The sequence below is a fragment of the Lachnoanaerobaculum sp. MSX33 genome, from assembly GCF_000512995.1.
In the GTDB taxonomy this organism is placed as follows: domain Bacteria; phylum Bacillota; class Clostridia; order Lachnospirales; family Lachnospiraceae; genus Lachnoanaerobaculum.
This window is the reverse complement of sequence record NZ_AZXX01000044.1, coordinates 18,385-41,826: the sequence shown is the minus strand read 5'-3', so window position 1 is coordinate 41,826 and position 23,442 is coordinate 18,385. Positions and strand designations below refer to the sequence as shown.

Sequence of the window (23,442 nt, the reverse complement as noted above, 5' to 3'; positions counted from 1 at the left end):
AAATGTATTTAAATAGATTAGAAGTTAACTTTGAAAATAAGCCATGTTATGACATTGTTATTTATGATGACTTTTCTGACTTAAAAAATGAATTAAGTAAATTTGATATAGAAAACAGAAAAATTTGTATTGTCACAGACTCAAATGTGGCTGAAATATATCTTGATAAGGTAAAAGAAGAACTTGACGGACTAAAAGTATTTACGCATATATTCGAAGCCGGAGAACAGAATAAACATCTTGAAACTGTTTCAGGAATATATGATACTTTGATTTTTAATAAGTTTGACAGAAAAGATATCTTACTTGCTCTGGGTGGAGGTGTGGTAGGTGATATCTGCGGATTTGCTGCAGCCACATATCTTAGGGGAATCGATTTTGTGCAAATTCCGACGACTTTAGTTTCGCAGGTGGATTCAAGTATCGGAGGTAAAACAGGAGTTGATTTCAAACATTTCAAAAACATGGTTGGAGCGTTTTATATGCCGAAACTTGTATATGTAAATATAAATACTTTAAATACTTTGCCTGAAGCGGAATTCTCTTCAGGTATGGGCGAAGTTATAAAACATGGGTTGATATTTGACAAAGATTATTATTACAGTCTTTTTGAAAATCATAAAAAAATATTGTCGGGTGATATAAAAGCCTTGGCTGATATGGTACTTACAAGTCAGAAGATTAAAAAAGAGGTTGTGGAAAACGACCCTTATGAAAAAGGTCAAAGAGCTATATTAAACTTCGGACATACTTTGGGTCATGCTATTGAAAAAGAAAAGAACTTCAGCCTTTCACATGGAGCATGTGTGGGGCTTGGAATGCTTGCTGCATTTGATATATGTATAAAAAGGAATAAATTCGGTGAAGATGACAGAAAGTTTCTTAGTGATTTGATGGAAATTTATTCGCTTGATACCGGAACGGATATAGATGTAGAGAATGTTTTTGAAGCTACATTTAATGATAAAAAGATGGAAGCCGGACAAATAAAGTTTATTCTATTAAATAAAATAGGAGATGCGTATATAGACAGAAGTGTTAATAAAGAAGATATGGTGGAGGCGTTGAAGAGTATATGCAAAGAAATATAGTTTATAAGTTTGCATCATTTTTTATTATGGTTGCAATATTGGTGGGAGTTGACCAGTGGAGTAAATATGAAGTTATGATGAAATTAAAAGATGCTCCTGCTTATCCTCTTATAGATAATGTATTGTATTTCTGGTATTCGGAAAACTCCGGTGCGGCTTTCGGAATATTGCAGGGAATGCATATTTTCTTTTATATAATTACCGTAGCGGTTTTATTGGGTATAATCTATTTGCTTTTTAAGTTGCCTTCAGATAAGCGTTATTATCCTTTGCTGTTTTGTGGAGGCTTGATTTTTGCAGGTGCAATCGGTAATTTTATTGACAGAATAATAAGAAGTTATGTGGTCGACTTTATTTATTTTAAACCTATTAACTTTCCTATATTTAATTTTGCAGATATATGTGTAACGGTAGGAACTTTTATACTTTTTCTATGCCTTGTATTTGTATACAAAGAAAACGAATTGGAATTTTATAAAAAATAATTTTAGTTTGGAGATAAATGGATAACTTTGAAATAAAAGTGGAAGAATCGGATATTGACAAAAGAATAGATGTATTTCTTGCGATGAATCTTGAGAGCTTTTCAAGATCGTATATTCAGGATTTGATTAAGAAGGGTAAGGCTTGTGTAAACAAAAAAGCCGTAAAGGCAAATTACAGGCTGAAAGACGGTGACAGTGTAAATCTGGCTATACCTAAGCCCGAGCCGCTTGAAATTCTCCCTGAAAATATACCGCTTGATATAGTATATGAAGATGATGATGTAATACTTATAAATAAGCCTAAGGGTATGGTGGTTCATCCGGCTGCAGGACATTATAGCGGAACTTTGGTAAATGCACTTTTATATCATTGCAAGGATAATCTCTCCGGAATAAACGGAGTGCTAAGACCGGGAATAGTGCATAGGATAGATATGGATACCACAGGTATAATAATTGCATGTAAAAATGATAATGCTCATCAGCATATTGCAAAACAATTGGCCGAACACAGTATTACCAGAAAATATGTTGCTATAGTTACCGGAAATATTAAAGATGATGAGGGGACTGTGGACGCTCCGATAGCCAGATCGAAAAATGACAGGAAGAAGATGGCTGTGGATAAAGGCGGAAAGAGAGCGGTGACTCATTATAAAGTCCTTGAAAGATTGAATAACTATACATATATTGAATGTGTACTTGAAACCGGAAGAACTCATCAGATAAGAGTACATATGTCATATATACATCATCCTCTGCTTGGTGATGAAGTGTATTCGGGGAAAAAAGAAAATATGAAGCTGGAGGGACAATGCCTTCATGCAAAGGTGCTGGGGTTTATACATCCGAGAACAAATGAATATATGGAATTTGAAGCACCTGTTCCGGATTACTTTAACGAAATATTAAGAAAATTTAGAAAGAATTAAATATAAAACAGCATAAACATTAGCTAAAAAGTGACAACTGAAAGACAGATATATATACATTCTGCTTTTTTTGTTATATAATAATACATATAAATTATCTGTGTTTACATTTTTTAGTGTTGTGAAAAATATGTAGACGGAAATTGATTATTTAGGAGGTAGGTATGGACAATAGATTGGTTATTACCATAGGTAGACAGTGCGGAAGCGGTGGAAGAAGGATCGGTCAGATGCTGGCTGAGCAATTGGGTATAAAATGCTATGATAAAGAAATACTCAACAGGGCTGCTAAAGAGAGCGGACTTGCTGCAGAGTTGTTTGAGACTCATGATGAGAAGCCGACAAGTTCATTTTTATACTCTCTTGTGATGGATACTTATTCTTTGGGATATACATCTTCATCCTATATGGATATGCCTATAAATCATAAGATTTTTTTGGCACAGTTTGACACTATTAAAAAGCTTGCATCCGAGGAGTCATGCATTATAGTCGGAAGATGCGCAGATTATGCTTTGGCTGACGATCCGAATGCGTTTTCAGTATTTATTACAGGAAATGATGAGGACAAGATTAAGAGAATTATGGAAACCAACAATATTGAAGCCAATAAAGCAAAGGATATTATGGTAAAGACAGACAAGAAGAGGTCAAGCTATTATAACTATTATTCAAGTAAGAGATGGGCAGACTCAAGAAGTTATGATTTGACTGTAAACAGTTCAACACTTGGGCTTGAAGGAAGTGTAGAACTTATTAAAATATTTGCAAAGATAAAAGGTTTATTATGAGATTAAAGTTTATTTGTCAGGCTATGCTTTTAGCAGGAGTTTTGACGGCGTGTGGCGGTAATAATTCAAGTACTAAGAATACGGTTGAAACTTCATCTGCTGTAAGTGTGGAAAGCAGTGCGGACGGAAAGGTAGTGCAGACGGATGTCGTAAGAAAGGTGACAAGGAGCAATAAGGATTCAACAACTGCACAGAGCTCTAAAGAGCCTGAGAGCAGTACTGAAGTTACTTCAACAGCTGCCTCAAAGACTACCGTGTCGGAGACCGCCGCTATAGAAGAAACTACCACAGTCAAGGAAACTCAGGCTGAAACCGAGGCAAAAAAATCTGAGGTAAAAGAAGCCGGAGAAATAGGGCTTGATCCAAGTTGGCAGTATGCATCATTTTCAAAGATAAATTCAGGTAAAAGCGTGCTCTATAAGCCGAGTGAAAACGGTAACGGTATAACTATAGCCGTAAATGCCGGACATGGTACAAAGGGAGGCTCTTCACAAAAAACACAATGTCATCCTGACGGAACCCCAAAGGTAACAAGCGGTACCACAAAAGCCGGAGCCTCCACAGCTATTGCCGTTTCCGAGGGTATGACATTCGCAGACGGTACACCTGAAAGTACCGTAACATTTGAGATGGCAAAGATACTGAAAGACGAGCTTTTATCCAGAGGATATAATGTGTTGATGATTCGTGACGGCAGTGATGTTCAGCTTGACAATATTGCAAGAACGGTAATAGCCAATAATGTTGCTTCTGCGCATATAGCATTGCATTGGGATTCCACAAATGCAGATAAGGGGGCGTTTTATATGGGTGTTCCTGAAGTGGACTCATACAGAAGTATGGAACCTGTAGCTTCAAACTGGAAAAAGCATGAAGCCCTCGGTAAGTCTTTGATAAACGGATTGTCTTCAAACGGAACAAAGATTTTCAGTAAGGGAAGAATGGAGATGGATCTTACACAGACATCTTATTCAACTGTTCCGTCGATTGATATTGAATTGGGAGATAAAACATCGGATCACGGAAAAGATGAACTGAAAAAACTGTCAAAGGGACTTGCTGACGGTATTGACAGTTATTTCGGAAGATAAAATCAAGTGAAAATTTAGGGAGTATTATGAAAAATAAATTAAAATATCTTATATGTATATTGGCATTTTTGCTTCTTACAGCATGTGGCGGTGTTGTTAAAACAGATATGAATTTTGATGATTCCTTTGCCGGAAGCAGAGTTATGACATATACAATATCAAATTCAGACTATACATCATATGTTCAAAAAGATTTTGCAACCGTAGCGGCAACATTGAAGTCGCTCTGTCCTGAAGATATTGAAATCACTTCCGTTACACAGGATGATTCAAATATTGTTGCTGTATTTACTATAAATTTCTCATCAAAAGATGACTATGAGAAAAAGGTTGGAAATATATTAAAAGCTGTCGGAAGCGACATAGAACCGAAGGTGACACTTTTAAGATCAAATACCGCATTTGCAAAGGGAGTTGCATTTCAGGAAAATTTCGGCACTGAAGACCTTCTAAAATGGATGCGTGACGGAATGATGAATAATGAATATATTACATCTTCATATGAGATTTATATATTCTCTACAAGTCAGGTCAGCCTTAGTATATCAGGTGAGGAATATGAAAAAGATGCCAATATGAGCATAATAGATGTAAATACTACAAAGTATTTGCCTATTAACGGTATCGAGTTCAATACAGTTATAAACAAAGACGGAAGTATTGACAGAAGTATTGCTATAGATATTCCGAATACCAGCTATGATCAGGCTAAAGATGATATAGATAAATTTATGGCTGAAAGATCGGGTGAAGTCGGAACAGGAACATGGTCGGAAGCAAATAATTCACATATTTTCACTGTTGAGGGTAAGGCTTTAAGTGCAGATGACTGTAAAAAGATGACTGAAAAGTTTACCGGAAAAAGTCTTGACAGTACGACCGGTTCAGCTGCAAAGGATACTCAAGTCTCAGAGGAGACTCAGGTGGAGTCTGAGAGTAAAGAAAGTACCGAGGAGAGCACTGAATCCACATCCGATACATCGGATGCTGTAGATAAAAGACATTTGTTTTCTAAAAATTATACTCTTAATGAGTATATAAATTTGGAAGACTATATCAGTAATTACAATAATGCCGTAAGCTTTGATTATTATGTAAATCCAGAGAATAATTATGAAGGAACTATAACAGACGGTACAGGATACTCATCTACAGTTTTACGTTCTGCAATGAGCGGTGATGCAAATACTTTGCTTTACAGCGGTTACAGTTCAACTTTTGATATAAAGCTGAATGTGAATATTTTGCCGAATGTAAGCAAATACAAGCATATCGTTGAGATTACTCCTACAGGTAAGATAAAAAGAGATATTACCGTGGTTTTCAGTGAGTCTTTCAACGAGGATGATGTAAAGTCTCTTGAGGAAAAACTTAAGAGTGTTCTTTCTAACAGCAAGATAAAGCTTGATAAAGTGTCTTTAAACGGCAAGGATCTTGAAGTTAAGATATCTTCTTCCGGTACTATTGAAGAAGATGCCAAGATGTGGGAAGAAACTACAGGATACACAAGATCAATCAGCAGCTTGGACGTAGACAAGAAGGGCCTTTTTGTAACAAAGCAGAGAATTTCATTTATGGATGACTTTAATCCTGAGATTTTCACATCAGGAAATGTTGATTCATATGAATACATAGTTAAAAATGTCGGTAAGCCTGTAGATAAGGATTTATACTTGGCAGGAAGTTTTGAAAACGCAGAAGCAAAGTTTAAGGGCAATGACTTCATTGTAAAGGGTGAGAATGTTATGATGTCAAATTACAGTTCTCCATTCTTTGTGAGCGTTCGTACAAACTTTACTATATATATTGTCTTTGCAGCTGTTGCATTTGTATTTATTTTGATAATAGCTATACTCCTTCTGATTTTGTTTAATAAATCAAAGAAGAATAAGAATAATGTAGTTGTTGCAGATGCACCTGTTAATACAACAAGCAATACGGTAAGTATTAAAAAGTATGATGTTAGGGAAGCTGTAGTAGCGGATAAAACTCCGGAAAATACACAGGATACGGAAGTTGTGAGTGAAGAAAAAGAAGAATATGTAAGCGGGGCTAAGCCAAGTGATAAGGTATTTTGTTCCAACTGCGGTCAAGAAAACAATGCAGGTGATAAGTTCTGTTCATCTTGTGGAAAAGAAATTTTATAAAGGAGGTAGATTGAATGTTTAAAGGTATAAAAAGAACAAAAAACAATGACTTGGTTATCAATAATAAAGGGCTCAGTGTTTTGAATATATTATTTGTTCTATCTGCTTTAATTACACTGTTTTTCTTTATTCCGGTATTGAAAGTTGATTTCAGTTACGGATTTTTCGGAGATGACTTAAAGAAGAGTTTTTCTTTATTCAGCATGGCAACATTGAAGCTTGATGGTCTTGATCTTAGCGGATTGGCTGCCATAAAGGGATATACATTATTATTTATAATTTATCCTATAGTAAATATTGTTATGTGGCTGTTAAATAAAAAAGCTACAGGTAAGGGCAGCTATATATTTGTTCACGTTATTTATTTGCTCAATATATCTTTAGGATTTACAGAGTTTATAATAATGAATGCTTTATCAGGTTTACATGCGGATGAAATGAAGGGTACATTCTTTGTATGGATATTCCTGTTGATATTACTTATAAATCTAATATTATCTGTATACGGTATATTAAAAACCGGCAGAACTGAAGTTGATGAGAATGCGGCCGCTTTGGATATGAATGTGGACTATGCAAAAGAAATACTCAATAAAGCAGGCAATGTAGCTACAAATGTGGCAAGTAATGTATCTGCAGCCGCTTCAAAGGCTGCGGCGTCAAAGCCTCAAAAAGAGCAAAAGGATGAGGTTAAATTAAATACTGTTGTGTGTGACAGTTGCGGTAACGAGTGTCCTGAAACTTCAAGTTTTTGCACTAAATGCGGGCACAGCCTTGAAGATGCGAAAAAGGCTAAAGAAGCAACACCTTCCTATGTAGATGAGGCTGCAAAGATTGCAAGAGAGATGGCATCAGATGATACGGAGTCAAAAGGAGTATCACTTTCTAAATAAAATATTAAGAGATAGCGTTTAATACTTTAAGGTGGGCTTTTGCCCGCCTTTTTTATAGAAATATCACTTATTATTCTATTTTTCTTAGTGTATATTGTTTTCATCTATGATAGAATATATAGAAGTACTTCTTGAAAGGAGCATTACTCCAAAATGAGAGATGATGATTTTTACAGAGAACTTAGTGAAGCTGACAGTGAAGATTTTGAAAAATACTTAAAAGATTTAGCTAAGCTTAAAAAAATTAGAGAAGAAGAAAAACTTAAAGAAGAAAATAAAAAACTGCTTAAAACATTAAGTGAAAACAATAAGAAACTTGAAGAAATCGGACAGAATATAAGAAAAGTGGAAAAGAAACCGGATAAGATAAATATCATAGGTTCAAAGAAATCTTCAAAGATAAAGAACGGAAGAAATATAAAAAGTAATACTAATGATAATGAGGAAACCGGCGGAATAAAAATTCCTTTGCCAAAAAGCAGTCAAAAAGCTGTAGTAAGAAGGGATGAAGTATACAGAACTCAGACCGTTCAAAGAGAAGAGGCACCTAAAAAGGTGGTTAAAAAGAAGGTTACAAAGCCTGTTACCAAAAAGATCGTTAAAACTAAAAAAGTTACGAAAAATGTGAATCCAAGGACTGTGAAAAAAGTCGAAAAAGAAAGAGTTAAAAAACCTAAAAAGAAAAGAGGTTTTTTGACAAGACTCTTCCTTTTGGTATTACTGTTTACAATAGTAGGAGGAGGAACTTATTTTGCATTCCACTATGTTAAAAATCAAAAGGGTTACTATACCGTGGCAGTTTTCGGTGTGGACTCAAGAGACGGAAATGTGGAAAAGGGTGCATTAAGTGATGTGAATATGATTGTCAATGTAGACAGAGAAAGCGGAGATATACAGCTTATATCAATCTATAGAGATATGTATTCAATGATAGATGAGGACGGAAAATTCCATAAGTTCAATCAGGCCTATGTAGAAGGCGGACCTGAACAGGCTCTGGAGACTCTAAACAGAAACCTTGACCTTGATATAAAGGATTATATAACGGTGAACTGGAAGGCGGTAATTGACGCCATAAATATACTTGGCGGAGTAGACCTTGAGATAACGGATGCTGAGTTTAAATATATGAATTCATTTATTGCAAAGACTGTAGAGGCTACAGGCGTGGGATCATATGAGCTTGAGCATGCGGGAATGAATCACCTTGACGGAGTTCAGGCTGTAGCATATGCGAGACTGCGACTTATGGATACTGATTTTAACAGAACGGAGAGACAGAGAAAGGTTGTAAGCCTTGCTTTTGATAAGGCTAAGAACGCAAATTTCTCTACTTTGTACAGTATTTTGGTGGCTGTTCTGCCTCAGACAGCTACTAATGTAGGAATAGATAATCTTATACCTTTTGCAAAGGATATATCAAAATATCATCTGAGTGAAACAACAGGATTCCCTTTTGATAAAGATACAAAGAAAATGCATAAGAGAGATTATGTTATTCCGATAACATTGAAATCAAATGTTATAGCTCTTCATGAGATGCTTTACGGTAAGATACCGGGATACAGCTATACCCCGAGTGAGACGCTGGTTAAGATAAGTAATAAAATTATCAAGGATACAGGTATGGGAGCCGACAAAGAGAGCACCGATATAACTCTGGACTCCAATTTGGACGGTGCCATAGGTATAAGTCCTCATAAGAGTGAAGGTGAGGAGCATCATGAAAATAATGAGGGTGAGCATCCTGATGAGACACAGGAACATGAGTCACATGAAAATACACAACCTGAAGAGAATATAACTGAAGCTGCAATTGAAGGCGAAAGTGAAACAAGCAGTGAATAAAAGGAGAATATAATGGCGGATACAAATATTTTAGTAGTAGATGATGAAAAGGAGATTGCTGACCTTGTTGAAATTTATCTGGTCAGTGACGGATATAAAGTTTTTAAAGCAAACAGTGCGGAAGACGGATTGAAGATAATAGAGAACGAAGATATACATCTTGCAATACTTGACATAATGATGCCCGGTATGGACGGACTGGAGATGTGTAAGAAGATAAGAGAAACACATAATTTTCCTATAATACTTCTAAGTGCAAAGAGTGCGGATCTTGATAAGATACTTGGACTTGGAACAGGTGCGGACGACTATGTTACAAAACCTTTTAATACCTTAGAGCTGACGGCAAGAGTTAAATCACAGCTTCGAAGATATACTCAGCTTAATCCGAACAGTACCGTTTTGGAAAAGGACGATCCTAATGAGATAAGACTTAAGGGAATGTCTATAAACAAAGATAATCATAAGGTAGTCATAGAGGGAAAAGAAGTTAAACTTACACCTATAGAGTTCGATATCTTATATTTGCTTGCAAGTAATGCCGGAAGAGTATTCTCAACAGATGAAATTTTTGAAAAAGTATGGAATGAAAAGGTATATGAGGCCAATAACACAGTAATGGTTCATATAAGGAGACTTCGCGGAAAAATGAATGAAGATGAAAGAGAAAACAAGATTATAACTACTGTATGGGGTGTTGGATATAAAATTGAGAGATGATTTGGAAAAGAAATTTCAGACTAAAGTAATAATTAACATACTATTCAGTCTGGTGATTTCTATTTTGGTAGAAACTCTTTTGCTCAGCAATATTTCGATGTTCTCAGGATTGCATATAATAAATCGTGAAAATGATACTCTTTTGATAAGGGGTAACGGAAGCGACCTGGTTGTTATTCTGATTTTACTTGTATTCGGCATAGGAGTATTTGCACTTTCATTTTGGATTTTGCAAAGAAAGTCATTTGAGTATATAGATGACATACTTTTGGCAATAAAGAAGATTTCGGCCGGAGATTTGAATACAAATATTGATGTAAAAGGCGATAACGAGTTTTCAGAGATAGCCGCAAGTATCAATAAGATGGCTGAGGAAATCAAAGTTTTAATGGAGAGTGAGAGACATAATGAAAAGTCCAAAAATGAGATGGTTACAAATATTGCTCATGACCTCAGAACTCCGTTGACATCAATACTCGGATATCTGGATTTGATAAATAAAAGAGATTTGTCTGAGGAGACTAAAAAAGAGTATTTGAAAATAGTTTATGAAAAGTCAAAGAAGCTGCAGGATCTTATTGAGAGTCTTTTCAGCTTCACAAAGACAAATTCATCAAAACTTGTATTGAAAATAGATAAAATTGATATTATAAAACTTTTATGTCAGCTTATGGAGGAGTTTTACCCTAATTTTGAAAATAAAGGTATTACTTGCAGTGTAAATACAAATGAGGATTCGTGTGTAATAGACGGAGACGGTACTTTATTGGCAAGATTATTTGATAATCTTATTAATAATGCCATCAAATACGGTGCTGACGGAAAAAGAATAGATATAAAAATTTCTGTTGAAAAGAAAATAGTAAAGATTGCGGTAATCAACTATGGTAAAGTTATTCCGGCAAACGAGTTACCTCTTATTTTCGGCAAATTCTACAGAGTGGATCAGGCCAGAAATTCTAATACGGGAGGAACCGGACTTGGGCTTGCCATAGCAAAAAATATCACAGAGCTTCACCATGGAATTATTGATGTAAGCAGTGATTTGAGCGGAACAATATTCAGCGTAACATTACCAAAGGAGTTAGATGTTGAAAGGGAAAATTTTAAGAGGACTGAATAAAATACTTTTATTATCATTGGTATTATTTTTACTGTCTGCAGTACAATTTCCTATTAACACATTATCTGCAACTGAACCAAATAAGGAAATAACTATAGATATAAGCTACGGTTACGGGAATATAGCAAAGGGAGGGAGATACCTCCCTATTCATGTATATTATAAAAATTTCACAAATGATAATTTTACCGGAAAAGTATCTATTGAATTTATTGAGGCGGATAATAAAAAATATGCTTATGAGTACAATGTAAATCTTGAGCAAAAGAAAATTTATTTGACTGATTATTATATAAGAATCAGCAATGAAGTGAATAAAATTGTAGTTGTACTGAAAGATGAAAATAAAAAAACAATAATAGAAAAAGATGTATCTTTGAATATGGAAGCCAACCGTTCAAAAATAATGGTTGGCTTACTTAGTGACAGTCAAAATAAGCTGGATTACTTTGACGATGTGGCAATAAATTTCGGCCTTTTAAATTTGAATACGGTAAATTTGGCTGCAGGATCATTTCCGAAGTCAAGTTCAGGACTTGAACAGCTGGATATGATTATAATCAGTAACTTTAGAATAAGAGATTTGTCAACGGAACAGTCCAGAGCATTGATGAATTGGGTAAAACAGGGAGGAGTCCTTGTAATGGGTACAGGTCAAAGAGCTGATGATACGATCGGAAGATATGCTCCTGAGCTTTTGGAGGACATATATGATTCTCCGAAGATGAATACTTTGAACTTTACATTTAACAATGAAAGTAAAAGTATCGATCTCTACACTACATCAATAAATATGCATGGAGGAAATGTCCTTCTCTCAGACGGAGATTTTCCTCTAATAACTTCTGTAAATAAGCAAAAAGGATTGATAGCGGTTGCAGGTTTTGACTTTTGTGATTTAAATGATTTTGCGGCAGAGAATACTCAGTTTGCAAGATATATTGTTTCGGCCGTCCTGGGAGATGAGAGGATAGAGAATTTTTCAAAGCAAAGTGAAGTTTCAGATGATACATTCCAAAATATTGAGCCTATATTAAATTCGTCGGAAACCAATAAGTTGCCGCCTATGACTGTTTATACCTTGATATTTATTGCTTATGTACTTTTAATAGGACCTATTTCTTTTATATATTTAAAAGACTATGGACTTGCAATATATTACAGGAAGATCGTAGTGCTTATGTCCTTATTATTACTGGCGGTAATTATTATATATAACGGCAGAACAAGGTTTACCACAACATTCTACAACTATGTTACGGTTTATGAAGCCGGAGATCTGGATGTATCGGAATCCACATATGTAAACCTTAGAAATCCTTATAATAAGCTTTATAATGTGGTTATAGATTCAAATTACTCTGTTATACCGGTAATAAGAGACAGGTCGGATGTGGACGACAGAAGAGTTTTAAATAAGTCTACATCTGTAAATATTGATAATGAGGAGTACACAAAAAATATTTCTCTAAATCATGTAGGTGCATTTGCTTCAAATATCTGGAAGCTGGATAAAACAATAGAGAATTTGAACAACGAAGGATTTACAGGTGAAATAAATTTCTTTAACGGAAGTTTAAGTGTTGAAATTACAAATAATTATGATTATAAGGTAAAAAATGCCACCCTTATTCTGTATGGGAAAATTGCGCTGCTTGGAGACTTTGATAAGGGAGAGACAAAGCAGATAGATAATTGTCAGTTTATAAATATACCTTTGACAGACTTTAATATTACTTCAAGAATTATTACAGGAATGGTTGGAGAAACTACGATAAATCAAAACGGCAGTGTGAACGGTATGGACACCGAGAAATATATGCAGCTTTTAAATGTCTCAAATTTCCTTTCATTTTATCTTGGAGAAAATTCCAACGGATATACTGCAGATGCAAGAATTATCGCATTTTCGGATACGGCACTCTCAAATCCTATATTTTTTAATAATACCATGGAGGGTAGCGGACTGACATTGCTTACATCTGTTATACCTGTAAATTCTATAGAAGACGGAAAAATTTACAGACAGTCGCTTTTAAAGATGCCTATAGTGCTTAGCGGAGATTATTCTTATATAGACAATGCACTAAAGAGCAATGAAGCTACGGTACTTGAGTATTTCTTGGGGGAAAATATAAACATCGCACAAGTAAAATTTGAGCAGATATCAGATATATTTTCAGATACAAGATACAGTGACAGTGTGAAGGTCTTTAAGGGAAATATTGCTTTGTATAATTTTAAAACCGGAAACTTTGATTATATTTCAAAGAACAATTTCTCTATATTGGAGTTGTTGACATATCTGTCGGATACAAATACTATCAGAGTAAGATATTCAAATATAGAAAACGGGAATTTGGAAACCGCTTTGCCGATGGTAAGTGTTTTAGGTGTGGAAAAATAGATGTTAGAAATAAAAAATATAAGTAAATCATATGGAAGACATCCGGCATTATCAAATCTTTGCCTAAGAATACCGGATGGAGCACTTTACGGACTTGTCGGTCCAAACGGTGCAGGTAAGACAACCGCTATAAAGATTATTTCGGGAATTATATATCCTGATAAAGGGAGTATATTTTTTGATGATATAAATCTATGTGACGATCGGAAAAATTCAAAGGAAACGGTAGGTTACGTTCCGGATGTGCTTGGAATTTATGATGATATGACGGTATTTGAATATATGATGTTCTTTGCTTCTACATACGGTCTGACCGGGTATCTTGCAAGAAAGAAGTCGGAAATTCTTTTGGAGCAGGTCGGTATGACTGATAAGAGAGAGTTTTATTTGAACGAGCTTTCAAGAGGAATGCAGCAAAAACTTTGTATAGCAAGAGCATTAATACATGATCCCGCACTTATCATTATGGATGAGCCTGCAAGCGGACTTGATCCGAGAGCCAGATACGAGCTTAAGGAACTTTTACAGGAGTTAAACGCTGCAGGTAAAATGGTGATTTTAAGCTCACATATTTTATCGGAGATTTCAGAAATCTGTACGGACATAGGAATTATAGAAGGCGGAAAGATGATAATATCCGGAAGTGTTGAAGAAATACTGGCAAAAGTTGAGGGGGCAAACCCTATAAAAATAAAGGTATTAAATAATGAAAATTTAGCACTTGAAATATTAAAAAATAATAAAAATGTCAGATTTTTATCTGTAGATAACAGCTATTTTATGGTATACTTTGAGGGTAAAAAGATAGATGAAGCCGGATTATTGTCGGAACTTATAAGAAACAATGTTTTAGTAAGTGAATTTATAAGAGAACCGGGAAGTCTGGAATCATATTTTATTAAGGTTACAAACCATTCAAATGAAAGCGTGATTTTTAGCAATGAATATTAATCCGATTTATGAAAGGGAACACAGGGTAAGTACAAGAAGTATGAAACTCTCAATTGCTATTCTTGTATTTAACTTTATTGTGGCGGCAGTTACTCTGATAGAGATGAATGATGTTGTAGACTTTGCAAGGAAAACGTCATTTATAGACTATACTTCTTTTTTACAAATATTCAGAATAGTTATATTTGTTCCTGCGCTTTTACTTATATTTGTGGCACCAAGTTTTATAGCAGGTGCAATAAGTGATGAGAGGCAAAGGGGAACACTTGAAATATTACTGACTACAAAGATGACCGCAGAAAATATAGTCTTCGGTAAGTTTTTGAGTTTATTTTCCTCGATTATGCTTATACTGATATCACAATTACCGATTATGGCAATTTTATTTTTATATGGCGGAATAACTGTTCCCGATATTATAAAACTTGTTATAAACTTTGTTGTGTTTGTAGTACTTATTATTTCAATGGGGATATTTTGCTCAAGTATATCTATGAGGACAAGTGTTGCAACAGCTCTCCTGTATTCGGGAGTTTTAGGGCTCTTTATAGGAACATTGATATTATATTTTTTATCTGCAAATTCGTTTGTAACGGATGAGAACGGATTTTTCGGAATTGTTTTTATCAGATTCAGTAAGTTTGTTTTGTTGTTTAATCCTTTAGTCAGCATAGATTTTTTGCTATCAAAGATTATGGGAGAAGACAGTACGGATATATTGGTAAGCCTTTTTTGGTATAATAATTGGTTTTACATAAATATGTTTTTGGATTCGGTATTGTCAATTGTATTTTTGGCATTGTCTGTATTAAAAATTAAACCGCATGGTAAGACTTGGAGGAAGCATGGCAACAGTAATTTATAAATGTAAAAATTGTGGCGGTCCGGTAAAGTATTCTGCAACACTTGGGAAGTTTAATTGTGAATATTGTAATACGGTTTATACGGAGGAAGAGGTAAAAAACTTAAGCCTTATGTCTCAAGATGAAGATGTGGTTGAAGACGGAGACAATGGTGAGTATCTTGAATATCACTGTCCAAGTTGCGGCGCAAATATTGTAACGGATGAGACTACCGTAGCAACCACATGCTATTATTGTAAAAATCCTATAGTGATGTCCGGAAAACTTGAGAGATCACAGATGCCTACAAAAGTTATACCTTTTAAGGTGGACAGAGCAAGAGCCCTTGAATCTTTTGAAAACTGGATGAAGACAAAGAAATTTGTGCCGAAGAGTTTTTTCAATGACAAGAAAGAAATCGAAGAAATAAACGGAGTATATTTCCCATACTGGCTGTATGACACAAATGTACTTGTGGATCTTGACAGAGAAGGAAGCAGGACATATTCAAGAACTGAAGGAAATTACAGGGTGACTTATGAAAAGCATTTCAGAATTATAAGAAAAGGAGATGTGGATATTAAAAATCTCCCGAAGCTTGCACTTGCAAAGTCAAACAAAGTTCTTGTAGAGTCTGTATATCCTTTTGATTTTAACGGTGCGATAGATTTTGACTCTTCATATTTAAGCGGATTTGTTGCCGAGAAAAAGGATATAGAAAAAGAAGCTCTTATGTCTTCTATAGAAGATGATGTATATAGATACTCTGCAAAGGTGGTAAGAGATTCTATGACGGGAGAAAGTGTAAGTGTGGTAAACAATGATTTCACCATAGGTCAGGGAATTTTTAAGTATGCCATGTTGCCGGTTTGGGCAATATCGTACAATGATAAAGACAGTAATAAGCACTTTTTCTTCAGTGTAAACGGACAGACGGGAAAGGTAGTGGGTAAATTACCTCTGGATATGGGAAAACTTTATCTGTCCGGACTTATGTATGTTTTACCGATATTTGCAATAATCATGGCAATACTTTATTTTACAGATAATTTACATAGCAATATTTTTTGGTTTACCTTGGTGGGAAGTATAGTGGGATATTTTCTCTATATATCCAAAGTTGCGGCTGACTACAATATGACTTCCGCAAGTGTAAAAAACCGTGGTATAAACCAGATAGATTTCAATAATAATTATTCTGAAAAGATTGAGTATTGTAAGGATATAGACCTGGGTACAAGAATAATCGGAAGGTCGAGAATAGAAAGCAGAAAATAAACTTTATTATTTTTAATATATATGTTATAGTTTAGACAATCTAGAAATAGGAGTTTAGAATGGAATTCATAAAGTATAAAAGTACCAGAGGCAAAGAGACCGGAGTAAATGCGTCAGAAGCTATTCTTAAAGGATTGGCGGATGACGGCGGACTGTTTATGCCTGAAAAATTTCCGAAGTTCGATTTTGCTTTGGAAGATTTAAAGGGGAAAAGATATCAGGAAGTTGCCTATGAGGTAATGAAGCTTCTTTTGAGTGATTATACAAAGGAAGAATTGACGGATTGTATAGAAAAAGCATACGATGAAAAGTTTGATACGGAAGAGATTGCACCGCTTGTAAAGGCGGGAGGGGCGTATTTTCTGGAACTTTTCCACGGTGATACTATAGCATTTAAGGATATGGCTCTTTCAATATTGCCTCATCTGCTCACAACAGCTGCCAAGAAAAACGGTATAAAGAATAAAATAGTTATTCTTACAGCTACAAGCGGTGATACGGGTAAGGCTGCAATGTCGGGATTTTGTGATGTTGAGGGTACAGGCATTATAGTATTCTATCCTAAGGACGGTGTCAGCAATGTACAGAGATTGCAAATGGTGACACAAAAGGGTGACAATACGGATGTAGTAGCAATACACGGAAATTTTGACGATGCACAAAGCGGAGTAAAAAAGATATTTTCCGATAAAGAGTTTGCAAAAAAGCTTTCAGAAAACGGAATACAACTTTCCAGTGCAAACTCCATAAATATAGGACGTCTTGTGCCACAGATAGCTTACTATGTATATGCTTACGTTAAGCTGTTGGAAAGTGGCGATATAGTTGCAGGCGAAAAGATAAATGTATGTGTTCCTACAGGAAACTTCGGAAATATACTTGCGGCATATATTGGAAAACAGATGGGATTACCTATAGATAAACTTATATGTGCTTCAAATGAAAATAAAGTTTTATTTGATTTCTTTGAAAATGGGGTTTATGATAGAAATCGTAAGTTTGTTTTAACATCTTCACCGTCTATGGACATACTTATTTCAAGCAATCTTGAAAGATTGATTTATTTAAGTTGTGGAAGTGACGGAGAGTATGTTTCAAAGCTTATGAAAGATTTGTCAGCAGGCGGTAAATATGAAGTTACCGAAGCTATGAAGGACTTTATGAAAGACTTCATCGCCGGATTTGCTGATGAAAAGAAAAATTTTGAAGGTATAAAATCTCTGTATGACAGTACAGGTTATATTATAGATACACATACCGGAGTGGCATTCTCAGTATATGAGGATTATAAAAATGCCACAAAGGATATGACAAAGACGGTCATAGCATCCACAGCAAGTCCATATAAGTTTGCGGACAGTGTACTTGAAGCAATCTTTGGACAAAAGCCGGATATGGGAGATTTTGAAGTCATTGACAAATTGCATGAGATCGGAGCACCTGAAATTCCTAAGGCAATATTGGAGATAAAAGATGCAAAGATTCGACATACAAGAGAATGTGACAGTGCAGATATGCAAAAAGAAGTAGAAGATATTCTATTCAACAACAGGAGGTAGATATGTTAGTATCAGCAAAAGAAATGCTTGATAAGGCAAAAGCCGGACATTATGCGGTAGGACATTTTAATATCAACAACTTAGAGTGGACAAAGTCTATTTTGTCGGTAGCTCAGGAGATGAATTCACCTGTAATCCTTGGAGTTTCAGAGGGTGCGGGAAAGTATATGACAGGCTATAAGACAGTAGCTGCAATGGTAAAGGCAATGATAGAGGAGATGGGAATTACAGTTCCTGTAGCACTTCACCTTGACCACGGTTCATATGAGGGATGTAAGAAATGTATTGAAGCAGGATTTTCTTCAATAATGTTTGACGGTTCTCATTTCTCAATCGAAGAGAATATTGAAAAGACAAAGGAGCTTGTAGCTTTGGCACATGCAAACGGAATGTCGCTTGAGGCCGAGGTAGGATCAATCGGCGGAGAGGAAGACGGTGTTGTAGGTGCAGGTGAGTTTGCAGATCCTAATGAGTGCAAGATGATTGCAGATCTCGGAGTAGATTTCCTTGCAGCAGGTATCGGAAATATCCATGGCAAGTATCCTGCAAACTGGCCGGGTCTTAACTTTGACGTTTTGGCAAAGGTTCAGGAGAAAACAGGAAACCTTCCATTGGTTCTTCACGGCGGTACAGGTATTCCTGCAGAGATGATTCAAAAGGCAATTAACCTTGGTGTATCAAAAATCAATGTTAATACAGAATGTCAGCTTTCATTTGCAGAGGCTACAAGAAAGTATATTGAAGCAGGTAAGGACCTTGAAGGTAAGGGATTTGACCCGAGAAAGCTTTTAGCTCCGGGTGCTGAGGCTATCAAGGCAACTGTAAGAGAGAAGATAGAGCTCTTCGGTTCAGCAAACAAGGCTTGATTTATTAAGATAAAATTTTAGGGCGTCACATTTGTGATGCCCTTTTTATATGTCTATTTTTCAAATTTATAATTTATACATGATAATATAAATATCAGTATTGCATTTACAATCAGCATAAATACCGCAGTACTCATATTAAAGGTATTGGAAATAACGCCTAAGATATATGGTGTTATGATTCCGCCGATTGCTGTAAGTGCTGTAAACATTGTCATTGCAAATGCACAACCGTGCAGTGATTCCTTTGAAACAGCATAACTTAGCGGAAATACCGGGGCCATAAAGAGACCTAAAATAAATAATGATATTACAATAATGAAAACATTTTTGGTTGAGATAAGCATAATAAAGCCTATCAAAAGTCCTAGTGAGTCAAATACCATTATTTTTTTCGGAGATATATTTTGACTTATTTTGGCTATAAAAAGTCTTGAAATCAAAATGGCAATCCAGGTAATCGAAACAAGGGTGGTTGCAAGTGAAACGCTCATAATACCCGTATCCTTCAGATAAGTGATAAACCATCCGTTTACGCTGTATTCAAATCCCAGGTAGAAAAATAAAAGTACGGTATTTATATAAAACTTTTTATCTTTAAAAAACTCCGTATCTTTATTTGTTCCGTTTGCAACCGAGCCTTTGGCATTATTTTTATAAAAAAGAAGAGTCTCATTATTGGTTGTAAAAAATCCTGCTACGACCAAAGCCGCAATAATTGCTATAAGTCCCAAAATATATCGCCAATTAAATCCCAGATAAAGAATAAATGACAGAAGGAAAGGTGATATAAATGCACCTATTGCGAACATGGCATTAAGTATTGCACCCTTGGGAGCGGGATTTTCATACATATTATTTACATAGTAATTATTAAAAAGTGTAATTGATCCCTTTGTAAGTCCGAGGATAAGCATCAATATATTAATGATTATCAGGGGAGGTGTATTTATTAAAATAACAAAACTAAGGAATAACAAGCATGTCATAAGTGTAATACTGAATTTGTCACCAAGTCTTGCAGACAGCGCGGTATATAAGAAACTTCCGAAAAAATTTCCGATATAAAAGAAAGTCAGTATACTGCCTGCACCTATATAGTCGAGTCCTACTTCGCTCATAAGATGGGGCAAAGTTGCTCCGATGATAAGAGTTGCCATGCCGCTGAAAAAATAGCCAAGGCAACATCTTAAAAAAATCTGTTCACGATTCTTTTCCATAAATTATCCTTAATAAATTAAATATAATACTATATTCTATCATATTACTTTATAAATTAATAACTCGATATTTGACATTTGGAAAAAATGTGGTAAAGTAGTGGTAACAACCTACATGGAGAAAAAATGGACTTATTTGATTATATGAAAGAAGTTAATGAAAAAGAGGATGCCCCGTTAGCTTCAAGATTAAGACCCGATTCTTTAGATTCGATAGTAGGGCAGGAACATATTTTGAGTAAAGACAAATTCTTATATAGGGCGATAAAGGCTGATAAACTGAGTTCGATTATATTCTTTGGTCCTCCGGGATGTGGAAAAACAACTATTGCAAAGATCATTGCAAATACCACCAAATCAAATTTTAAGCAAATTAATGCCACTACGGCCGGAAAAAAAGAGATGGAAGAAGCGATATCTGAAGCTAAAATATCCTTTTCAATGTATAAGAAAAAAACTATTTTATTTATCGATGAAATTCATAGATTTAATAAATCTCAACAAGACTATCTGCTTCCTTTTGTAGAAGACGGTACTGTAATTTTAATCGGAGCAACAACGGAAAATCCTTTCTTTGAGGTAAATAAGGCTTTGATTTCAAGATCAAGACTTTTGGAATTGAAACCGCTTTCATATCAGGATATAGAGACCATTTTAGATAGAGCAATTAAAGACAAAGAAAGAGGGATGGGAAGGTATGAAGTAGAAATTTCTAAAGAGGCTGTAGAATTCCTTTCTAAAAGCGCGGACGGTGATGCAAGAAGTGCATTGAATGCTTTGGAACTGGCAATTCTTACAACAGATATTTCAGAAGACGGAAAGATTCATATTGATACAAATATCGTAAGTGAATGTATTCAAAAAAAGATAGTGAAGTATGATAAGGACGGAACAAATCATTATGATACCATATCGGCATTTATAAAAAGTATGAGAGGCTCGGATCCCGATGCGGTTATGTATTATCTGGCAAAAATGCTCTATGCAGGTGAAGATATAAAGTTTATAGCCAGAAGAATCATAATATGTGCGGCCGAGGATGTAGGCCTTGCAGATCCGAATGCTTTAAGTATTGCGACCAATGCCTTTTTGGCAATTGAAAGAGTCGGTATGCCTGAGGCAAGGATAATTTTGGCTCAAGCGGCAAATTATATTGCTTGTGCGCCTAAGTCAAATGCATCATATCTTGCTATAAATGAAGCATTAAGATTTGTGAAGGAAAACAGTGATTTTGAAGTGCCAAAGCATATCAGAAACGCAAATTTTACGGGGGAAAAAGATATAGGAATAGGTGTGGGCTATAAATATGCTCATGACTATGAAAATCATTATGTTAAACAACAATACCTGCCTGATGAGATAAAAGATAAGGTGTTTTTTAATCTTACAGATATGGGATTTGAAAAATCAATCAAGGACTATTTTAATAAAATAAAAAAGGACAGATAATATATGCGAGAAAAGTTACAAACTTTATCATTGGTACAGTTGAAAGAGATTGCAAAAGAACAGGGCTTTAAAGGAGTCAGCAATTTAAATAAGGCAAATATAATAGAGTTGTTAGTGGAGTTTTCCGAGAACCGAAGTAAAGAGGTTTCAAACAGTGAAGGAGGCTCGCCTGATATGACTGGAAAAGATAATTCATATCAAAGAGACGGATATGCCGGACAAAACTATTCCGGTCAGAGTAATTATACAGGTCAAAGCAGAAGTACATATAACAGTGCACAAAGAAGCACTTCAAATCAAAGCAGAAATAACGGATATAATAATACATATCAAAACGGACAAAGGTATAGTCAGGTAAGTGCTCAAGGCAATATGCCTAATTACTATCAGAGCCAGTACAATAATCAAAACCAGTATGTAAATTCAAATCAATATGTAAATCAGTATCCTAACCAGTATCCGAATCAATATCCTTTACAAAATCAACCGGGATATAGAAATGAATACTATGATAATCGCTTCGGAGCGGGTTTTTCAAGAGATTATCCTACAGACATAAGAGATCTGGATTCAGGTGAGATTGCAGAGGGTATACTTGAGGTAATGCCTGACGGTTTCGGATTTATAAGATGTGAAAATTTCTTACCGGGTGATAATGATGTGTATGTTTCTCCTGCACAGATTAAAAAGTTCAGAATGAAAACAGGTGATGTGGTATCAGGAATAAAAAAGATAAAAACAGCTACAGAAAAGTTTGCTGCACTTTTATATATAAACACTGTAAACTCTTTCCCTCCTGAGACTTTGGAAACAAGACCTAATTTTGAGGATTTGACACCTATTTTCCCAAACAGCAGAATACATTTGGCAAATGATGATTCCGCATCAAAAGCTATGAGAATAGTTGATTTACTCTCACCTATAGGTAGAGGACAAAGAGGTATGATAGTTTCACAGCCAAAGGCAGGTAAGACTACGCTTTTAAAGGAAATAGCAAAGTCTATTACAACAAATCAAAAGGATATGCATCTTATTATTCTGCTTATAGATGAGAGACCTGAAGAGGTTACAGACATCAAAGAGGCAATAGTAGGAGAAAATGTGGAAGTTATATATTCCACATTTGATGAACTTCCGGACAGACATAAGAGAGTTTCCGAGATGGTTATTGAGAGAGCAAAAAGACTTGTGGAGCACGGAAAGGATGTAATGATATTGCTGGATTCCATTACAAGACTTGCAAGAGCTTACAATCTTACAATAGCACCAAGCGGAAGGACGCTTTCAGGAGGACTTGACCCTGCGGCGCTTCATATGCCTAAGCGTTTCTTCGGAACGGCAAGAAATATAAGAGAGGGCGGAAGTCTAACAATACTTGCAACAGCTTTGGTAGATACCGGAAGCAGAATGGACGATGTTGTATTTGAGGAGTTTAAGGGTACGGGAAATATGGAACTTGTACTTAACAGAAAGCTCTCTGAAAAGAGAATCTTCCCTGCTATAGATGTTTTAAAGAGCTCTACAAGAAGAGATGATTTATTATTGAGCAAGGAAGAGGCCGAAGTGGTAAGTATAATCAGAAAGTCCACAGATTTGGCAAAGCCTGATGAAGTGGCCGAAAGAATTATCGAAGAATTCAATTCAACAAAAAACAATGAAGAACTTGTTGAAAAAATATTGGCAAACGGCCAATTGATGTAAAATAAAGTATGAATGTAACAGTTTGGTTTTGCCGGACTGTTACATTTT

Annotated in this window: 19 protein-coding genes; 18 read left to right on the top strand and 1 reads right to left on the bottom strand. The window is 35.3% G+C overall.

All coding sequences use genetic code 11. The annotated features are described in order from the left end of the window. The first annotated feature begins 2 nt into the window (after positions 1-2). From aroB to fba, 16 genes are all read left to right on the top strand, one after another. Positions 3-1,091 carry a 3-dehydroquinate synthase gene (gene aroB / locus HMPREF1495_RS04420; protein WP_034212398.1) on the top strand — a complete coding sequence of 363 codons (1,089 nt, stop codon included), beginning with the start codon at positions 3-5 and terminating at the stop codon, positions 1,089-1,091. After that, a complete protein-coding gene (gene lspA, locus HMPREF1495_RS04415) occupies positions 1,076-1,576 on the top strand; it encodes a signal peptidase II (RefSeq protein WP_034212396.1) in 501 nt (166 codons plus the stop codon). The genes aroB and lspA overlap by 16 nt, the downstream gene beginning before the upstream one ends. 17 nt (positions 1,577-1,593) lie before the next feature. Continuing rightward, on the top strand, positions 1,594-2,508 hold the full coding sequence (locus tag HMPREF1495_RS04410; protein WP_034212394.1) for an RluA family pseudouridine synthase: 915 nt from the start codon (positions 1,594-1,596) through the stop codon (positions 2,506-2,508). 164 nt (positions 2,509-2,672) lie between these two features. After that, positions 2,673-3,299, top strand: coding sequence for a cytidylate kinase-like family protein (locus HMPREF1495_RS04405; RefSeq protein WP_034212392.1), 627 nt, complete (start codon positions 2,673-2,675; stop codon positions 3,297-3,299). Next, positions 3,296-4,390, top strand: coding sequence for an N-acetylmuramoyl-L-alanine amidase family protein (locus HMPREF1495_RS04400; protein ID WP_034212390.1), 1,095 nt, complete (start codon positions 3,296-3,298; stop codon positions 4,388-4,390). The genes HMPREF1495_RS04405 and HMPREF1495_RS04400 overlap by 4 nt, the downstream gene beginning before the upstream one ends. Before the next feature lie 26 nt (positions 4,391-4,416). Then, a complete protein-coding gene (locus HMPREF1495_RS04395) occupies positions 4,417-6,537 on the top strand; it encodes a zinc ribbon domain-containing protein (protein ID WP_034212388.1) in 2,121 nt (706 codons plus the stop codon). Positions 6,538-6,551: 14 nt separating this feature from the next. Next, positions 6,552-7,430 (top strand): zinc ribbon domain-containing protein, encoded by an 879-nt coding sequence (locus HMPREF1495_RS04390; protein WP_034212386.1) that lies wholly within the window; start codon positions 6,552-6,554, stop codon positions 7,428-7,430. 153 nt (positions 7,431-7,583) lie between these two features. Continuing rightward, positions 7,584-9,278, top strand: a complete 1,695-nt coding sequence (locus HMPREF1495_RS04385) for an LCP family protein (RefSeq protein WP_034212384.1) — start codon at positions 7,584-7,586, stop codon at positions 9,276-9,278. 12 nt (positions 9,279-9,290) lie between these two features. Then, positions 9,291-9,998, top strand: a complete 708-nt coding sequence (locus HMPREF1495_RS04380) for a response regulator transcription factor (RefSeq protein ID WP_034212382.1) — start codon at positions 9,291-9,293, stop codon at positions 9,996-9,998. After that, the gene (locus HMPREF1495_RS04375; protein WP_242832848.1) at positions 9,973-11,121 is read left to right on the top strand and encodes a sensor histidine kinase; all 1,149 of its coding nucleotides are present in this window, start codon (positions 9,973-9,975) and stop codon (positions 11,119-11,121) included. The genes HMPREF1495_RS04380 and HMPREF1495_RS04375 overlap by 26 nt, the downstream gene beginning before the upstream one ends. Then, a complete protein-coding gene (locus HMPREF1495_RS04370) occupies positions 11,087-13,528 on the top strand; it encodes a hypothetical protein (RefSeq protein ID WP_034212381.1) in 2,442 nt (813 codons plus the stop codon). Before HMPREF1495_RS04375 ends, HMPREF1495_RS04370 begins: the two co-directional genes overlap by 35 nt. Next, the gene (locus tag HMPREF1495_RS04365) at positions 13,529-14,479 is read left to right on the top strand and encodes an ABC transporter ATP-binding protein (RefSeq protein ID WP_034212379.1); all 951 of its coding nucleotides are present in this window, start codon (positions 13,529-13,531) and stop codon (positions 14,477-14,479) included. It abuts the gene before it with no gap. Continuing rightward, positions 14,469-15,344 (top strand): ABC transporter permease, encoded by an 876-nt coding sequence (locus tag HMPREF1495_RS04360; protein WP_034212377.1) that lies wholly within the window; start codon positions 14,469-14,471, stop codon positions 15,342-15,344. Before HMPREF1495_RS04365 ends, HMPREF1495_RS04360 begins: the two co-directional genes overlap by 11 nt. After that, positions 15,325-16,599 (top strand): zinc ribbon domain-containing protein, encoded by a 1,275-nt coding sequence (locus tag HMPREF1495_RS04355; RefSeq protein ID WP_034212375.1) that lies wholly within the window; start codon positions 15,325-15,327, stop codon positions 16,597-16,599. The genes HMPREF1495_RS04360 and HMPREF1495_RS04355 overlap by 20 nt, the downstream gene beginning before the upstream one ends. A 59-nt stretch (positions 16,600-16,658) precedes the next feature. Further along, positions 16,659-18,158 carry a threonine synthase gene (gene thrC / locus HMPREF1495_RS04350; RefSeq protein WP_034212373.1) on the top strand — a complete coding sequence of 500 codons (1,500 nt, stop codon included), beginning with the start codon at positions 16,659-16,661 and terminating at the stop codon, positions 18,156-18,158. A gap of 2 nt (positions 18,159-18,160) precedes the next feature. Further along, entirely contained in the window at positions 18,161-19,024 is an 864-nt protein-coding gene (gene fba / locus HMPREF1495_RS04345) for a class II fructose-1,6-bisphosphate aldolase (protein WP_007591653.1), read from the top strand. A 53-nt stretch (positions 19,025-19,077) separates the two neighbouring features. Here the strand turns inward: fba and HMPREF1495_RS04340 are convergent, their stop codons facing one another. Next, the gene (locus HMPREF1495_RS04340) at positions 19,078-20,244 is read right to left on the bottom strand and encodes an MFS transporter (RefSeq protein ID WP_034212372.1); all 1,167 of its coding nucleotides are present in this window, start codon (positions 20,242-20,244) and stop codon (positions 19,078-19,080) included. Positions 20,245-20,370: 126 nt separating this feature from the next. Between HMPREF1495_RS04340 and HMPREF1495_RS04335 the strand changes: the two genes are divergently transcribed. Both HMPREF1495_RS04335 and rho read left to right on the top strand, forming a co-directional pair. Beyond that, on the top strand, positions 20,371-21,693 hold the full coding sequence (locus HMPREF1495_RS04335) for a replication-associated recombination protein A (protein WP_007591657.1): 1,323 nt from the start codon (positions 20,371-20,373) through the stop codon (positions 21,691-21,693). 3 nt (positions 21,694-21,696) lie between these two features. Beyond that, a complete protein-coding gene (gene rho / locus HMPREF1495_RS04330) occupies positions 21,697-23,394 on the top strand; it encodes a transcription termination factor Rho (protein WP_007591659.1) in 1,698 nt (565 codons plus the stop codon). Positions 23,395-23,442 lie beyond the last annotated feature (48 nt).

Bases quoted from the DNA above. Each gene is read 5' to 3' on its own strand.
- HMPREF1495_RS04405 (WP_034212392.1), top strand. From the start codon at position 2,673: ATGGACAATAGATTGGTTATTACCATAGGTAGACAGTGCGGAAGCGGT.
- HMPREF1495_RS04410 (WP_034212394.1), top strand. From the start codon at position 1,594: ATGGATAACTTTGAAATAAAAGTGGAAGAATCGGATATTGACAAAAGA.
- fba (WP_007591653.1), top strand. From the start codon at position 18,161: ATGTTAGTATCAGCAAAAGAAATGCTTGATAAGGCAAAAGCCGGACAT.
- lspA (WP_034212396.1), top strand. From the start codon at position 1,076: ATGCAAAGAAATATAGTTTATAAGTTTGCATCATTTTTTATTATGGTT.
- aroB (WP_034212398.1), top strand. From the start codon at position 3: ATGTATTTAAATAGATTAGAAGTTAACTTTGAAAATAAGCCATGTTAT.
- HMPREF1495_RS04390 (WP_034212386.1), top strand. From the start codon at position 6,552: ATGTTTAAAGGTATAAAAAGAACAAAAAACAATGACTTGGTTATCAAT.
- HMPREF1495_RS04380 (WP_034212382.1), top strand. From the start codon at position 9,291: ATGGCGGATACAAATATTTTAGTAGTAGATGATGAAAAGGAGATTGCT.
- HMPREF1495_RS04360 (WP_034212377.1), top strand. From the start codon at position 14,469: ATGAATATTAATCCGATTTATGAAAGGGAACACAGGGTAAGTACAAGA.
- HMPREF1495_RS04355 (WP_034212375.1), top strand. From the start codon at position 15,325: ATGGCAACAGTAATTTATAAATGTAAAAATTGTGGCGGTCCGGTAAAG.
- thrC (WP_034212373.1), top strand. From the start codon at position 16,659: ATGGAATTCATAAAGTATAAAAGTACCAGAGGCAAAGAGACCGGAGTA.
- HMPREF1495_RS04385 (WP_034212384.1), top strand. From the start codon at position 7,584: ATGAGAGATGATGATTTTTACAGAGAACTTAGTGAAGCTGACAGTGAA.
- rho (WP_007591659.1), top strand. From the start codon at position 21,697: ATGCGAGAAAAGTTACAAACTTTATCATTGGTACAGTTGAAAGAGATT.
- HMPREF1495_RS04400 (WP_034212390.1), top strand. From the start codon at position 3,296: ATGAGATTAAAGTTTATTTGTCAGGCTATGCTTTTAGCAGGAGTTTTG.
- HMPREF1495_RS04370 (WP_034212381.1), top strand. From the start codon at position 11,087: ATGTTGAAAGGGAAAATTTTAAGAGGACTGAATAAAATACTTTTATTA.
- HMPREF1495_RS04395 (WP_034212388.1), top strand. From the start codon at position 4,417: ATGAAAAATAAATTAAAATATCTTATATGTATATTGGCATTTTTGCTT.
- HMPREF1495_RS04335 (WP_007591657.1), top strand. From the start codon at position 20,371: ATGGACTTATTTGATTATATGAAAGAAGTTAATGAAAAAGAGGATGCC.
- HMPREF1495_RS04365 (WP_034212379.1), top strand. From the start codon at position 13,529: ATGTTAGAAATAAAAAATATAAGTAAATCATATGGAAGACATCCGGCA.
- HMPREF1495_RS04340 (WP_034212372.1), bottom strand. From the start codon at position 20,244: ATGGAAAAGAATCGTGAACAGATTTTTTTAAGATGTTGCCTTGGCTAT.